Consider the following 13,914-nt stretch of genomic DNA (forward strand, 5'->3'; position numbering starts at 1 on the left):
CAGAGGTATGCAATGTCGCATCGCTCCCGCACCACCCGTTCGGCGGCTCTCGTCGTCGCCGCCGCGGCCGCTCTCTCCCTGACCGCCTGCGGCGCCTCGGGCGCCTCCGACGGGAAGACCACGCTGAGCTTCTTCTCGTGGGACAACGAGGCGACGATGACGCCGGTCATCGACGCCTTCGAGACCGCCCACCCCGACATCGAGATCGAGTTCTCGAACGCCCCGCCCGTCGCCGAGTACATCTCGACGCTCCAGACGCGCCTCGCGGGCAACAACGCCGCCGACGTCTTCATCATCGCGGCCGAGAACAAGACCAACCTCATCGAGGGCGGCTTCGTGAAGGACCTCACCGACGAGCCCTTCATGTCGGCGATGTCGCCGTACAACACCGAGACGTACAGCGCCGACGGCAAGGCCTACGGGATGTCCACCTCCTCGTGGGCGGGCGGCATCCTGTACAACCGCGCGCTCCTCGAGGCCGCCGGCGTCACCGAGATCCCGACCGACTGGGACGGGTTCCTCGACGTGCTGAAGACGGTGAAGGACTCCGGAGTCACGCCGTACTACGACTCCGCCTCGCAGATCCCGCTGGGCGTCTCGGCCCTCGTCGGCTCGGCCGACGCCGAGCAGGGCGGTGAGGTGGACGCTGCGATCTTCGACGGATCCGCCGAGTTCGGAGACCTCTGGGAGGAGCCGCTGACGGCCTGGAGCGAGCTGCTCACGAGCGGCCTGATGAGCCAGGACGTCGTCAGCCTGACCGGCGACCAGATCGTCGACGAGTTCGCCAACGGTCGCGTCGCGATGATGTCCGCCGGCCCCTGGAACCTCCCCGCCGTGCGCGAGAAGGCGCCCGACCTCGATGTCGCCTTCGCTCCGTTCCCGACGCTCGACGGCCAGGGATACTGGGCCGGCGCCGCGTCGCCCGGCTTCGCCATCAACTCCAAGACCGAGCACACGGCCGAGGCGGAGGAGTTCCTCACCTTCCTCGGCAGCGAGGAGGGCGTCCGCATCTACCAGGAGGGCACCTCGGCGCTCACCACCACGACGAACTACTCGCCCGTCATCGACCCCGCGCTCGAGCCCAACCTGGCAGGTCTGCAGGCGGGCGAGTTCTACCTCCCGCAGATCGCCTGGCCGCGCGAGCAGGACGCGCTGAACACCGAGGCCGTGGCGCAGATCCAGCTCCTCGCTCAGGGGCAGTCCACTCCCGCTGACGTCGCCGCCGCCCTCCAGGCGCGACTCGAGTCGCAGGGCTGAGCCCGGGCCTCGGATGACCGCCCACACCGCCACCCGCGGCGCCGGAGCCCTCGCGCTCCGGCGCCCCGCCTCTCCGCTCCGCCGACGCGAGACCATCAGCACCGGGATGTTCCTGGTGCCGATCCTGCTCGTCTTCGCACTCCTGTTCGCCGTGCCGCTGGCGCAGTCGTTCTACTTCAGCCTGACGAACTTCGACGGGTACTCGGTCGACTCCGACTTCGTCGGCTTCGCCAACTACGTCAGCATCTTCCGCGACCCGGCGATGCTCGCCGGGCTCGTCTTCACCCTCACCTACAGCCTCGGCACCACGGCGATCGTCACGGCGCTGGCGATCCCGCTGGCGCTCGTGCTCAACCGGCCCTTCGTCGGCCGCGGAGCCGTCCGCGCGATCCTCTTCTTCCCGGCCATCCCGAGCATCGCGATCCTCGGCCTGGTCTGGGGGCTCATCCTGTCCCCGCTCGGCTCCGGAGCGATCAACCGCGTCCTCGAGGCCGTCGCCGGGCTCGGTCCGGTGCCCTGGCTCTCGAACGGTGCCCTGGCGCAGCTCTCCGTGATCGTCGTGGGGGTCTGGTCGAGCACCGGCTGGCACGCGATCCTCTACCTCGCCTACCTGCAGTCGATCCCGGAGGACTACTACGAGGTCGCCCGCATCGACGGAGCGTCGGCCCCGCGCCGGTTCTTCTCGATCACGCTCCCCCTCCTCGCCCCCGCGGTGACGGTGAGCACCCTCCTCCTGATGACGGGCGGGCTGAAGGTCTACGACCTCCCGTTCACCCTGACCAAGGGCGGGCCGGGGTTCTCGACCTACACGATCACGCAGTCGATCATCCAGAACGGAGTCGCGCAGGCGCAGTTCGGCAAGGCCTCGGCCCTCGCCGTGGTGTTCCTGCTCGTCGTCGGCTCGATCGTCGCGGTCCAGCTGCTCATCTCGCGCCGCTTCGAGGAGAGGACCTCATGACCACCCTCATCAAGGACCCCGCCCCGGCCCTCGAGCTCGAGCCGCCCCGGCGCCGACGCCCGGCGGGGCCCGCTCGGCGCCGCCGCCGCTGGGGCAGCGCGCTCACCAGCGTCGGCATGATCGCGCTCGCCGCCCTCGTCGGTGCTCCCTTCTACTACATCGTCGTCAGCACGCTGAAGACGCAGCAGGAGGTGTCGAGCGCCCCGTTCGCCCTGCCGAGCACCTTCGACCCGAGCAACTACGCGGACGTGTTCGCCTCGGTCCCCATCCTCGGAGCCTTCGCGAACACGCTCTACGTGACCGTCGCCTCCGTGGCCCTGATGCTGCTCGTGGGGTCGATGGCCGCCTACGCGATGCTGCTGCGCAAGACGGTCGTGACCCGGGTCGCCTCCGTGGTCCTGATCATCGCGTTCCTCGTGCCGGGTCAGGCGACGCTGATCCCGCTCTACCGGCTGCTCGCCGGCGCCGGTCTCGTGGACAGCCTCGAGGGCCTGATCCTGCTCTACGCCGCGGGCTCGATCTTCTGCTACTTCCTGATCCAGGGGTACATGAAGTCGCTGCCGCTCGAGATCTTCGAGGCGGCACGCATCGACGGCGCCGGACCGTGGCAGATCTACTGGCGCATCGTGCTGCCGCTGATCCGCCCGATCCTCATCACGGTGGGCGTGTTCCAGACGATGTGGGTGTGGAACGACTTCATCACTCCGAACGTGTTCATCAGCTCGCCCGAGAAGCAGACCCTGGTGCTGCAGGTCTACAAGGCGGTCGGGCAGTTCGGCGTGAACTGGCCCGCGTTCCTGACGCTCAGCGTGATCGTGCTGCTGCCGATGGTGGTGTTCTTCATCGCGATGCAGAAGCACATCGTCGGCGGCCTGGTCTCGGGCAGCGTGAAGGGATGACCGGATTCCTGCTCGCCTACTTCCTCCCCGGTGAGCGCGAGGACGGCGAGCGGGTGCGACTGGCGGTGAGCGAGGGGGCGACTCCGGAGTCGTTCCTCCCGCTCCCGATCGAGGTGCCGGTGCCGCGGGTCGGCGAGCGCGGTGCCCGCGATCCGTTCCTGGTGCGCGACGCGGCGACGGACCGGTTCATCATGGTCGCGACCGACCTGCGGACCTGGCCCGACGGCGACTGGCACCGGGCCGTCCGACGCGGGAGCCGCTCGATCCTGGTCTGGCACTCGAGCGATCTCGTCGACTGGAGCGACGCCTCCCTGCACGAGGTGGCCCCCGAGGCGGCGGGCAACGCCTGGGCGCCGAAGGCGTACTGGAGCACCGAGCGCGGCTGCTGGCTGGTGTTCTTCTCCTCGGGCCTGTTCGCTCCGGAGTCGGATCGCCGGGCGGCCGCGCACCAGCGGATCCTCGTGGTCGAGACCCCCGACTTCGCCGCCTTCTCGCCGGCGCGGGTCGCCCTCGACACGGGGCGCGACGTCATCGACGCCGCCTTCCTCGAGCGGGGCGACGAGTGGCTCCGCTTCACCGTCGAGGCCGAGAGCGTCGGAGGCGTCAGCGCGATCACCCTCGCGCGCGGCCCCTCGCTCGACGGTCCGTTCGAAACCGTGCGCTCCGGCATCGGCACCCCCGAACTGGCGCAGGGCGAGGGCCCCGCGGTCGCCTCCTCGCCCGACGGGGAGCGGACCTGGCTCCTGATCGACGAGTTCGGGCTGCGCGGCTACCGCGTGTTCGTCAGCGACGACCCGCGCTCCGGCGCGTTCGAGCCGGTCAGGGGCGCCCGCCTCCCCGCCGACGCGCGGCACGGCTCGTTGCTCGCGCTCGATCGCGACGAGGCCGACCGCCTCCGCTCGCTGCTGCCGGCCGGCGTGGGACGATCGACGCGAGGAGGCGCGACATGGTGACGATCCACGACGTGGCGAAGGAGGCGGGGGTCTCCCCCATGACCGTCTCGCACGTCCTGAACGAGCATCCGCATGTGCGCGAGAGCACCCGGGAGCACGTGCTCGGCGTGATCGCCCGGCTCGACTACCGCGTCAACGTCGCTGCCCGCAACCTCCGGACCGGACGGACCGGCACCATCGGCCTGGCCGTCCCCGAGATCGATCGCCCCTACTACGGCCGCCTCGCCGCCGAGATCATCACCGCCGCCGAGAAGCACGGCCTCCGGGTCGTGATCGAGCAGACCGGTGCCCGGCGCGAGAACGAGCTCGAGGCGCTCGCCTCGTCGCGCAAGCGCCTCTACGACGGCATCATCCTCAGCACCGTCGGTCTCGGCGCCGCCGACACCGAGCTGCTGCGCGTCGATCATCCGCTCGTCATCCTCGGCGAGCGCATCTTCGAGGGGCCCGTCGACCACGTCGCGATGGCCAACGTCGAGGGCGCCCGCACCGCGGTCGCCCACCTGATCGAGCGCGGCTGCCGGCGCATCGTCATGGTCGACAACCCGGAGCACGACGAGGTCGACGTCTCGAGCCTCCGCCTCGAGGGCTACCGGCGCGCCCATCGCGACGCCGGGCTGCCCGTCGACCCCGATCTGCACGTGAACGTCTCGGAGTTCACGATGACGGGCGGCGCCGAGGGGATCCGCGACATCATCGACCGCGGGATCGCCTTCGACGGGGTGTTCTGCATCACCGACACGGTCGGCATCGGCGTCCTCCGCGGCCTCGCGGACCGGAGCGTCGCGGTGCCGGGGGACGTCCGCGTCGCCGCGTTCGACGCCATCATCGAGGGCGAGTACACCATCCCGAGGCTGACCACCATCGATCCCGACCACGCCTACATGGCCCGCACGGCCGTCGAGCGGCTGGTGCACCGCATCGCCGGCGGGACCGAGCCGGCGGGCGAGTACACCGCGGCGCCGAAGCTCGTCGTGCGGGAGAGCTCGGCCTGAGCTCGGGCTCGGCGAGGCAGAGGTGACCCCTCAGACGCGCGAGACGAGCCCGTGCCCGAGGGCGCTGAGGACCTCCTCATTGCGGCGGTAGTGCGACCACTGTCCGATCCGCGTGCAGGTCACCAGGCCCGCCCGCTGCAGCGTCGCCATGAACTGCGAGGCGGTGGACTGCGAGACCTCGGCCCGCGCCTGGATGTGCTTGAGGCACACTCCGACCTCTTCGGCCGGCCTGTCCTGCGGGGGGAACGTCTCGGGCTCGCCGAGCCAGCCGAGGATCGCGAGCCGGGTCGGGTGACCGAGGGCCTTGAAGGCCGCCACCATCTGCTCGTCCGTCAGCTCCGCCATGCCGACGACTATATCGCAGTATCGCGATGTACCGATGCTGTGCTACTCCTTAAATCGGTAGATCACGATTCAACGATGGAGGCGGCATGACACGACGGACGGCACTGGTGGTCGGGGCACGGGGAGTGATCGGGGGCAACCTGATCGAGCATCTCGAGCGGGAGGGCGGCTGGGACGTGATCGGACTCTCCCGGCGCGGAGGAGCCGATGCGGGCGTCGTCCGCCACAGGTCGATCGACCTGCTCGACAGGGCGGCGACGGCGGAGGGCCTGCGCGATCTGACCGAGGTGACCCACGTCTTCTACGCCGCCTACCAGGACAGGCCGACCTGGGCCGAGCTGGTCGAGCCGAACCTCGCGATGCTGACGAACGTCGTCGACGCGATCGAGCCCGTCGCCGCCCGACTGGAGCACATCGGCCTGATGCAGGGGTACAAGGTCTACGGCGCACACCTCGGGCCGTTCTCGACGCCGGCGAAGGAGGACGACCCCGGGCACATGCCGCCCGAGTTCAACGTCGACCAGCAGCAGTTCCTCGAGCGCCGGCAGGCGGGCGCCACCTGGACGTGGTCGGCGCTCCGGCCGTCGGTCGTGGCGGGAGTCGGGCTGGGCAACCCGATGAACCTGGCGATGGTCATCGCGGTCTACGCCTCGATCAGCAAGGAGCTCGGCATCCCGCTGCGCTTCCCGGGCCGCCCCGGCGCCTACACCGCGCTGATCGAGCTGACGGACGCCGATCTGCTCTCCCGGGCGATCACCTGGGCGGCGACGACGCCCGAGACCCGGAACCAGGCGTACAACATCACCAACGGCGACCTGTTCCGCTGGTCGAGGATGTGGCCCGCGATCGCGGCGTTCTTCGACCTCGACGCCGCCCCTCCGCTGCCGATGAGCCTGACCGAGGTCATGGCCGACAAGGGGCCGCTGTGGGACGCGATGACCCTGCGCCACGGTCTCGTCAGGACCCCGTACTCGGAGGTGTCCTCGTGGCGGTTCGGCGACTTCGTCTTCGGCTGGGACTACGACGTCCTCGCCGACACCTCGAAGTCGCGACGGGCCGGGTTCCACGAGTACGTCGACAGCGAGGCGATGCTCCTGCGCATCTTCCAGGACCTCCGCGACCGGCGGCTCATCCCGTGAGCGCGGCGGCCCTCGACGGCGGTGGCGGGTGCTCGCTACGGTGACGACATGCCTGCAGATCGAGTCCTCGCCCCGGAGCCGCCCGCCGACGGGTCGAAGCCGAAGGGGCCCGCGTCGTACTTCGCGAGCATCGAGCGCACCTACGAGCGCCCGATCCAGGAGTGGCTGGACCTCGCTGACGCGAAGCTCGACGAAGTGCCGCACATGCAGGTCGTCGCCTGGCTGAAGGACGAGCACGGGCTGGGCCACGGGCACGCGAACGCGATAGTCGCGTACGTGAAGGCCGCACGCGCTTGACGAGCCGGCGCCGTCCGCTTGCGGACGTGTCCTCAAGCGGCACTTGCCCGCGGGGAGCCCGCGTCGCGACACTCGACACCAGCGCATGTCCGTGGCAGACGCCGGCCCACGAAGCGCCGAGAGGAGGACGTCGTTGATCGAGACCCAGCCCGGCGCCTCCGACTCGGGCACCGCCGTCGCGACTGAACCGCGCGACCTCCGCTCGTGGCTCCGAGAAGGCGCCTTCGGGCCGACCGAGCTCTCCCACCGCGGAGTGCTCCTGGTCCTCCTGTCGGTCGTCGTCGTCATCGTCCCCGTCGTGGGTCTGACGCTGCTGTCGGTCGAGGTGCACCTGGCGTTGAAGGTGTCGGTGCTCGCCGTGACCGTGGTCGCCCTCGTCGGAGCGGCGCTGCGCGTGATCGCGGACGCCCGGCCCACCCCGCGGAGCGACCTCGATCGGGCCGGGAAAGTGATCGGAGCCGTCGCCGCCCTCTTCACGGCGCTCGCGGTGATCCTCGACTGGGGCGGCCTCGACCTCCTCTGACATCGACGCGCCGGGCTACAGCCCGTCGACGAGGGCCGACTGCAGTTCGGCGCTGACGTCGCCGGGCGGCTCGACCTCGACGGCGAGCGCCTGCACCGCGCGGCTGTAGAAGTTGCGGGCCGCGGCGGCGAGCGCGATGTCGACGATCTCGCGATCGGTGAAGCCGGCCTCGCGCAACCGGAGACTGTCCGCCTCCGTCATGTCGGCCGCGTCCCTGCTGATCCGCTCCGCGAACTCCATCATCGCGACCTCGGCGGGGGTCAGCCCGGCGTCGCGGAAGTCGCGCGCGATGCGGATCAGCTGCTCCTCGGGGAGGTACCGCGAGGCGACGCGGCCGTGCGCGAGCAGGCAGTGCGCCGAGCGGGCCCCACGGGCGGCCGCCAGGGTCACGAGCTCGTAGCGCCGGCGATCCATCTGCGCGGTGATCGCCCTGCTCAGCTCGTTCCAGGCGAGGAGGGCGCCGGGATTGAGACCCAGCACCTTCGTGTGGGCCGCCACGGAGCCCTGGTCGTGCACGTCGTCGGCGTAGAGCTCGGCCACCGAGCCCGCCGCCTCCGATTCGGGAACAGTCACGATGATCGACACGGTCGCTCTCCTCGTCCTCCACTGCGGCGCGCCGGTGCGTCCGCCCTCGGAGGCTAGCCCCGCGGACGCCCGTGCGGCAGGGGCACCGGCAGGCCGATCGGATCGGACCGGATGAGTAGGGTGCCGGTCGGGAGCACCGGCGAGTCTGGATCTCGAAGGGGGAGCCGTGATCGCAGAACTGAACACCCTCGTCGAGCTGGTCGAGGACCGGCTGACCGACGAGATCGACGTCGCCGGACTCGCGTCCGAGCTCGGCACGACGGAGTACCACCTCCGCCGGATGTTCTCGTCACTGGCCGGCATGCCGCTCTCGGAGTACGTGCGCCGTCGCCGGATGACGGTCGCCGCAGCCGACGTGCTCGGGACCGGCGACCTGCTGGGCATCGCGGTGCGCTACGGATACGGCTCGACCGAGGCCTTCGGTCGAGCGTTCAGATCCGTGCACGGCGCCGGCCCCGGCGACGTGCGCCGAGACGGCGGCCCCCTTCGCACGCAACCGCAGCTCAGGTTCCACCTGACCGTAGAAGGGACGACCGTCTTGCACACCCGCATCGCCGACCGACCGGCCTTCCGCCTCATCGGCCACGCCGCCCGTGTCCCGCTCCTGCACCACGGGGTCAATCCGCACATCCAGGCCCACATCGCCGCGCTGCCCCCGTCGGCGCACGCCCGGCTGAAGGAGCTGAGCAGCACGGAGCCGGCGGGCCTGCTCCAGGTCAGCGCCGACGTCGATCCGGACTACGCGGAGGGCAGCGAGCTGACGTACCTCCACGGAGTCGCCGTCGACGGCACGACCGCGACGCCCCGGGATCTCGCTGCGATCGAGGTCCCCGCCGGAACCTGGGCGGTGTTCCGGACGGAGGGCCCCCACCCGGACGCCCTGCAGGCGGCGTGGGCGGCCACCGCGACGCAGTGGTTCCCCTCGCAGCCCTGGAGGCTCCGACCCGGGCCGTCGATCGTCGCGGTCCTGGACCGCTCCGACGACTTCAGCACCGCCACCTGCGAGCTGTGGCTGCCCGTGGAACGCGCCTGAGCCGCGCACTCCGTCAGGGCTCGAGGAAGCGCACCGGCAGGTCGGCGATGTGCAGTCCGGAGTCGCGGACGGCCGCCTCGATCGCGGCGTGCTGGTCGTCGGGCGCGACGATCTGCACCTTCGCGACTCCGTCGATCTGATTGCCGCCGTCGGCGTAGTACCGCGTGACCCCGTGCTCGTCGACGAGGCGGTCGAGCAGGGCGCGGTACCGCTCCGACTCCCCCGGCTCGACGAGGACGCTGAGCAGCGAACCGCCGATGTCGACCGACACCGTCGAGTCGACTCCCGCGGCGTCCCGCAGGGCCTCGGCGTGGGTGACCAGCGGGAGGAGGGCGGAGATCCGGGCGGCGTCGTCGTCGAGGACCGAGCCCTCCTCGAGAGCGACCAGCGCGAACGGGCCGTCGGGCGCATTCGAGGCGTACAGCTCCAGGTCCTGCGCGGCGCCGCCGATCCGCTCGGCGAGCGCCGCGGCGTCGAGACCGGAGTCGAGGCAGGGGCCCGACGCCGCGGCTCCCTCCGCCGGGCTGTTCACCGTGACCGAGTTCCCGCCGTCGGTCCGCACCCGCAGCGTCCACATCACCTCACTCGGGTACGGCGAGGCGCAGGAGGTGTCGATCACCTCGGCCAGTCCGGCCTCGTCGACGCTCAGGCCGATCCACGAGGTCGGATCCGAGAATGTCGGCGCCTCGACCCAGCGCTCGCTGCCGTCGACGCTCGCACCCGGGAGGCTCTCGACCTGCGCGGTCAGCCGGTCGAAGCCCTCGTCGGGCCGGTCGAAGTGCGTCTCGTCGATCATCCACACGAAGACGACGATCGCCGCACCGCCGAGGCCGATCGCGAGCAGAGCGCCGAGAGAGATCCAGAGCTTCTTCGCCATACGACAAGACTCCCCCTGATGGGTGCCGAATGGGGCGAACGCTCGGTGAACGCCGCGCCGTCCGCTTCCGGACGTGTCCGCAAGCGGATCTTGCCGCGACGGGGCCGCGTCGGGACAATCGGGAGGTTCCCCGACCACAGGAGTCGCCGCGATGCCCGTGATCCCGCTCATCGCTGTCGGCGCACGTCGGTGACCGAGACCACCGAGGAGCGGCCGTCCACCGACGCGACCGCGCGGGACCGGCTCCGCGCGTGGCTCCGGGGCGGATCCTTCGGACCGACCGACCTCACGCGCCGCGGCTGCCTACTGGTGCTGGTGTCGATCTTCGCGGTGCTGGTCCCGGTGGGGTCGCTGACGCTGATGGCGGCCGATGCGCACTTCGCGCTCAAGGTCTGGATCCTCGCCATCACGGTGATAGCCGTGCTCGGGGCCGTGCTGCGCGTCGTCGCGGATGTGCGGCCGGACCCGCAGGACGACCTGGACCGGGCCGGGAAGGCGATCGGAGCCGTCGCCGCCCTCTACACGGCGCTGGCGGTGATCATCGACTGGAGCCTGCTGCACCTCTGAGATCGCGTCCTCTTCCGGACGTGTCCGCAAGAGGAGCTTGAAGCGATCGCGGCAGGTTCAGGACACTGGATCGCGCCCCTGCGGTGCGTGCCGATCACCCGGGGTGACCCGAATACTCGCCGTGTGATCGGCACCCTGAGGCGCTGAGCCGTCGGCCGCCCACGCCGCGCCGAGCGCGAACAGGGTCGAGACGCCGTGGTGCTCCATGGCGGCGGCGACGCGACGACGACCGGTGCGGGGGTTGATCCCGAGGCGCTTCGACGCGGTCTCGAGGGTGATGCCCTTCTGCATGAGGCGGAGCAGCGGAGTCCACGGCTGCTCGACGGCACCGACCGGAGTCGACTGCCGCCACAGCTCCTCGAAGTACGCGCCGGCCAGCCCGGCGAGGCCGCCGTGACGCACGCCCAGCACGCTCGTGGGTCGAGTCTCGCCCCACTGGAACGGCACGGCGAGGTGCTCGCCGTCGACCCAGAACCAGCACGGCGGACTCTCGAGCAGCCGGTACTGGACTCCGGCCCTCTGGTAGGCGTCGACCCTGGCGAGGACGCGCGGATCACCGATCGACGCGGCGGGGATGATGACGCGCACCCTGTCCTTCGCCATCAGCGCCTGCCCGAACCTCTGGGCGCGCTCGCTCGGCGGGTCGAGGAACCGCTCGACGTCGGGCAGCACGGCGTCGAGCGTGCCGGAGTCGCGGCGGACGAGGTCGAACCAGAGGTCCTCGGAGGCGTGCGGCCCGCTCCGGAGCAGGGTCGGCACGAGATCGGCGGAGGACTCGCCGACCGACCACGCGCCGAGCAGCGAGGGCAGCCCGGCGACGATGCGCTCGATGCCGTCCATCGACTCGCGAGTGGCGAGGCGCGCCGCCTCGGTGTGCCGGGCGATCGCCTCCGACGCCCACTCGGCCGGCGGGATGTACCCGAGCGCGTCGCCGTCGCGGCGGAGGAGACCTCGATCGCGCAGCCGGTCCACGGCGGTCTGCAGCTCGGCGGAGTCGAGGTCGGTCAGCACGGAGGCCTCGGCGAGGGTGCTCGGGCGGCCGCGGTGCAGCGCCGCGAGCAGCGTCTCGTCGTCCATGCATCTCCCGTGATGTCGGCGGTCTGTGGTCGACAGTGCCGTCTCGGGGGCTCGGAGGCAACACGGCGGACGACGCTGGCGGAAGGACCCGCGGGTCGAGTATGCGTGCGGGCTCGCTGCCGCGGCCGGCGAGGTCAGCGCAGCAGCGCGGCCTCCTACTCCAGGGTGCGCGCGTGATCGGGCACCGTGCGGAAGCGGTCGCGGGCCGGGCGCTCGTAGGTATCGGAGGCCGGGCGCGGCGGGAAGACGATCGGCTCCGGATCGCGGTGCTCGTAGGGGATCTGCGAGAGCAGGTGCGTGATCGCGTTCAGCCTCGAGGAGCGCTTGTCGTCGCTCGGGATGGTCCACCAGGGCGCGTCGGCGTGGTCGGTGGCCTCGAACATCTCGTCCTTGGCACGCGAGTAGTCCTCCCACCGGGTGATCGACTGCAGGTCGGTGTCCGAGAGCTTCCAGCGCCGCATCGGATCCTCCAGGCGCGACCGGAAGCGGGCCTCCTGCACGTCGTCGGACACCGAGAACCAGTACTTGAGCAGGATGATGCCGTCCTCGACCAGCATCCGCTCGACCGCGGGGACCTGCCGCAGGAACAGGCGGTACTGCTCCGGAGTGCAGTAGCCCATCACGCGCTCGACACCCGCGCGGTTGTACCAGGAGCGGTCCATCAGCACGATCTCGCCCGCGGTCGGGAGTCGCTCGAGGTAGCGCTGGAAGTACCACTGCCCCTTCTCGCGCTCGCTCGGCGTCGGCAGCGCTACGACGCGCGCCGAGCGCGGGTTGAGGTACTGCACGATCCGCTTGATCGCGCCGCCCTTGCCCGCGGCGTCGCGGCCCTCGAAGACGACGACCACGCGGGCGCCGGTCTCGATCACCCAGCGCTGCATCGTCACGAGCTCGATCTGGAGGCGCTCGAGCTCGGCCTCGTAGAGCCTCTTGCGGATCCGGTCCCCGTGCGTGCTCGACTTCGACATCCCGCGACGCTACGCCGTGGCGGTCTCGCTGTCAGGGGGTGGTGCGGAAGCGGATGCCCATGACCGGAGTCGGCTCCGCCGTCGCCGGGGACCGCCCGTGATTCCGTCGTGTTACCAATATGTTAATAGTCTTAATGAACGTTGCGCCCGGATATGTTCAGTCCGTTTACTAATCGCATGACCACGACACGGCGCACAGGTGAACGGACGGGTTCGCGATGACCGATCCGTCCGCTCGCGCCGTCGCGCCGACCCGGGTCCTCCGCCCGACGACCAAGCGCCTGCCCCAGCACGGGCGGGTGCACAACCGCGCCCTCGTCCTGCAGACGCTCTACAGCGCCAGCACCCTGAGCCGCGCCGACATCGCCCGGCGCACGGGTCTGACCCGCGTGACGATCTCGAATCTGGTGGCCGAGCTGATCGTCGAGGGCCTCGTCGTCGAGACCGGGCAGCGGGAGGACGCTCGGCCGGGGAAGCCCGCCACGCTGCTCGAGATCGACAGCGCGGCGTTCCAGATCATCGGCATCGACCTCAGCGACTACGTCACGTTCCGGGGCGGCGTGCTCGACCTCGACGGGCGGATCCTGGAGCGCGCCGACGTGCCGCTCGAGGGCGCGACCGCCGATGACGCCTTCGAGAAGGTGGTGGCCCTGTGCGAGGCGCTGATCGCCCGGTCCACGTCGCCGCTGCTGGGCATCGGGATCGGCTCCCCCGGCATCGTGGACCCCGACGGCGTCGTCGTGACCGCCCCCAACCTCGGCTGGTTCGACCTCCCGCTGCAGCTGCGCCTCACGACGCGCTTCGGCGTCCCGGTCGTCGTCACGAACGACGCGAACGCCGCGTTGCTCGCCGAGTTCTCCTTCGGCGAGACCGACAACGACATGATGCTGGTCAAGGTCGGTCACGGAGTCGGCGCCGGGCTCCTGCTCGGCGGCGCACCGCTGCTCGGCAGCATGAACGCCGCCGGTGAGATCGGGCACGTCGTGAGCGGCCTCGACGACGACGGGCTGCTCTGCGTCTGCGGCAAGGTCGGCTGTCTCGAGACCTGGGTGGCCGGCCCCCGCCTCGAATCGCGGCTCGCGCTGGCGGGAGTCGGCCCCGCCGACTCCGTCGACGGCGAGAGCGCTCAGCAGATCCTGCGGGAGGCCGGGCGACGACTCGGCCTCGTGCTCGCGCCGATCGTCGGCGTCCTGAACCTGACCGAGATCATCCTGAGCGGCCCCGAGGGGCTGCTCGGCGGAGTCCTCCTCGACGCGGCGACGGCGGTGGTGCGCGCGCGCACCATGGCCACGTACACGGGCGAGCTGACCATCCGCCTCACGACGCTCGGGCAGGACATCGTGATCCGCGGCTCCGCGGTCACGGTCCTGTCCCGCGAGCTCGGCTTCTCCTGAGCCCGAGCGGCACCACGAGCTCCACTTCACTCGACCGTGGCCGCGCCACA

General features: G+C 70.9%; 16 protein-coding genes. 11 read left to right on the forward strand and 5 right to left on the reverse strand.

Annotated elements, in window-relative coordinates:
• Positions 1-12: 12 nt before the first annotated feature.
• The 5 genes from ASG06_RS03225 to ASG06_RS03245 are packed head-to-tail and all read left to right on the forward strand — an operon-like array spanning position 13 to position 5,059.
• Positions 13-1,257 carry an ABC transporter substrate-binding protein gene (locus ASG06_RS03225; protein WP_056038396.1) on the forward strand — a complete coding sequence of 415 codons (1,245 nt, stop codon included), beginning with the start codon at positions 13-15 and terminating at the stop codon, positions 1,255-1,257.
• Between the two features lie 13 nt (positions 1,258-1,270).
• Entirely contained in the window at positions 1,271-2,215 is a 945-nt protein-coding gene (locus tag ASG06_RS03230; RefSeq protein ID WP_082498897.1) for a carbohydrate ABC transporter permease, read from the forward strand.
• Positions 2,212-3,114: a carbohydrate ABC transporter permease gene (locus ASG06_RS03235; protein WP_082498898.1), complete on the forward strand. Its 903-nt coding sequence runs from the start codon at positions 2,212-2,214 to the stop codon at positions 3,112-3,114. Before ASG06_RS03230 ends, ASG06_RS03235 begins: the two co-directional genes overlap by 4 nt.
• Positions 3,111-4,067 carry a glycoside hydrolase family 43 protein gene (locus tag ASG06_RS03240; protein ID WP_056038399.1) on the forward strand — a complete coding sequence of 319 codons (957 nt, stop codon included), beginning with the start codon at positions 3,111-3,113 and terminating at the stop codon, positions 4,065-4,067. Before ASG06_RS03235 ends, ASG06_RS03240 begins: the two co-directional genes overlap by 4 nt.
• On the forward strand, positions 4,061-5,059 hold the full coding sequence (locus ASG06_RS03245) for a LacI family DNA-binding transcriptional regulator (RefSeq protein WP_056038400.1): 999 nt from the start codon (positions 4,061-4,063) through the stop codon (positions 5,057-5,059). Before ASG06_RS03240 ends, ASG06_RS03245 begins: the two co-directional genes overlap by 7 nt.
• A 30-nt stretch (positions 5,060-5,089) precedes the next feature.
• Here ASG06_RS03245 and ASG06_RS03250 read toward each other — a convergent pair whose 3' ends face one another.
• Positions 5,090-5,404: an ArsR/SmtB family transcription factor gene (locus ASG06_RS03250; RefSeq protein WP_056038403.1), complete on the reverse strand. Its 315-nt coding sequence runs from the start codon at positions 5,402-5,404 to the stop codon at positions 5,090-5,092.
• 86 nt (positions 5,405-5,490) lie between these two features.
• Here ASG06_RS03250 and ASG06_RS03255 point away from each other — a divergent pair, with 86 nt between their 5' ends.
• The 3 genes from ASG06_RS03255 to ASG06_RS03265 all read left to right on the forward strand — a co-directional run bounded on the left by ASG06_RS03255 (position 5,491) and on the right by ASG06_RS03265 (position 7,363).
• Positions 5,491-6,543: an SDR family oxidoreductase gene (locus ASG06_RS03255; RefSeq protein ID WP_056038406.1), complete on the forward strand. Its 1,053-nt coding sequence runs from the start codon at positions 5,491-5,493 to the stop codon at positions 6,541-6,543.
• 48 nt (positions 6,544-6,591) lie between these two features.
• Positions 6,592-6,840, forward strand: a complete 249-nt coding sequence (locus ASG06_RS03260; RefSeq protein WP_056040432.1) for a DUF4287 domain-containing protein — start codon at positions 6,592-6,594, stop codon at positions 6,838-6,840.
• 133 nt (positions 6,841-6,973) lie between these two features.
• Positions 6,974-7,363, forward strand: a complete 390-nt coding sequence (locus tag ASG06_RS03265; RefSeq protein WP_056038410.1) for a hypothetical protein — start codon at positions 6,974-6,976, stop codon at positions 7,361-7,363.
• A 15-nt stretch (positions 7,364-7,378) separates the two neighbouring features.
• Here the strand turns inward: ASG06_RS03265 and ASG06_RS03270 are convergent, their stop codons facing one another.
• Entirely contained in the window at positions 7,379-7,948 is a 570-nt protein-coding gene (locus ASG06_RS03270; protein ID WP_056038413.1) for a carboxymuconolactone decarboxylase family protein, read from the reverse strand.
• A 166-nt stretch (positions 7,949-8,114) separates the two neighbouring features.
• On the opposite strand from ASG06_RS03270, the gene ASG06_RS03275 reads away from it, so the two are divergent.
• Positions 8,115-8,981 (forward strand): AraC family transcriptional regulator, encoded by an 867-nt coding sequence (locus ASG06_RS03275; RefSeq protein WP_056038415.1) that lies wholly within the window; start codon positions 8,115-8,117, stop codon positions 8,979-8,981.
• Between the two features lie 13 nt (positions 8,982-8,994).
• Here the strand turns inward: ASG06_RS03275 and ASG06_RS03280 are convergent, their stop codons facing one another.
• The gene (locus tag ASG06_RS03280; protein WP_056038418.1) at positions 8,995-9,858 is read right to left on the reverse strand and encodes a hypothetical protein; all 864 of its coding nucleotides are present in this window, start codon (positions 9,856-9,858) and stop codon (positions 8,995-8,997) included.
• A 189-nt stretch (positions 9,859-10,047) separates the two neighbouring features.
• On the opposite strand from ASG06_RS03280, the gene ASG06_RS03285 reads away from it, so the two are divergent.
• Complete coding sequence (locus ASG06_RS03285) at positions 10,048-10,425, forward strand: hypothetical protein (RefSeq protein ID WP_056038420.1); 378 nt, start codon at positions 10,048-10,050, stop codon at positions 10,423-10,425.
• Positions 10,426-10,482: 57 nt separating this feature from the next.
• Here the strand turns inward: ASG06_RS03285 and ASG06_RS03290 are convergent, their stop codons facing one another.
• Together ASG06_RS03290 and ppk2 are read right to left on the reverse strand one after the other, a co-directional pair.
• The gene (locus ASG06_RS03290) at positions 10,483-11,502 is read right to left on the reverse strand and encodes a hypothetical protein (RefSeq protein ID WP_056038423.1); all 1,020 of its coding nucleotides are present in this window, start codon (positions 11,500-11,502) and stop codon (positions 10,483-10,485) included.
• Between the two features lie 155 nt (positions 11,503-11,657).
• Positions 11,658-12,470 (reverse strand): polyphosphate kinase 2, encoded by an 813-nt coding sequence (ppk2, locus tag ASG06_RS03295; RefSeq protein WP_056038425.1) that lies wholly within the window; start codon positions 12,468-12,470, stop codon positions 11,658-11,660.
• Positions 12,471-12,688: 218 nt separating this feature from the next.
• On the opposite strand from ppk2, the gene ASG06_RS03300 reads away from it, so the two are divergent.
• The gene (locus ASG06_RS03300) at positions 12,689-13,864 is read left to right on the forward strand and encodes an ROK family transcriptional regulator (protein ID WP_056038427.1); all 1,176 of its coding nucleotides are present in this window, start codon (positions 12,689-12,691) and stop codon (positions 13,862-13,864) included.
• Positions 13,865-13,914: the final 50 nt, after the last annotated feature.

Source organism: Rathayibacter sp. Leaf185 (assembly GCF_001423885.1).
Lineage (GTDB): Bacteria > Actinomycetota > Actinomycetes > Actinomycetales > Microbacteriaceae > Rathayibacter.